Source organism: Achromobacter sp. SIMBA_011, assembly GCF_046535435.1.
Taxonomy (GTDB): Bacteria; Pseudomonadota; Gammaproteobacteria; order Burkholderiales; family Burkholderiaceae_B; genus Achromobacter; species Achromobacter dolens.
In genome coordinates, this window is the sequence record NZ_JAWRWN010001032.1 from 1 (window position 1) to 245 (window position 245).

1 protein-coding gene is annotated in these 245 nt (G+C 56.7%); it reads right to left on the bottom strand.

The genetic code is table 11. From position 1 onward, the window contains the following. Positions 1-245, bottom strand: a 245-nt coding sequence (locus SB816_RS34150) for a hypothetical protein (RefSeq protein ID WP_410548517.1), incomplete at both ends; no start/stop codon positions are given.

Sequence of the window (245 nt, forward strand, 5' to 3'; positions counted from 1 at the left end):
CTTCGCTTGGCGGTCACCATCGAGGATACGCAGAGCAATATCACGCTCCTCAGCCCAGTCGTCGTGTGCAGTCTTCCATTCATCAAGCTCTGCCTGAAACAGTCTTTCGTCTTCGGCAGCGGCAACGCCGATTCTCACCAAAAGCGCTTCGCGCTGCCGACGCTCAAGCTTGAAAAGCCGTGCCCAGAAGTTAGGGCGATAAGTAGCAGATGCATGATGTGCGGCTTGCTCGAGCGATCCGGCCT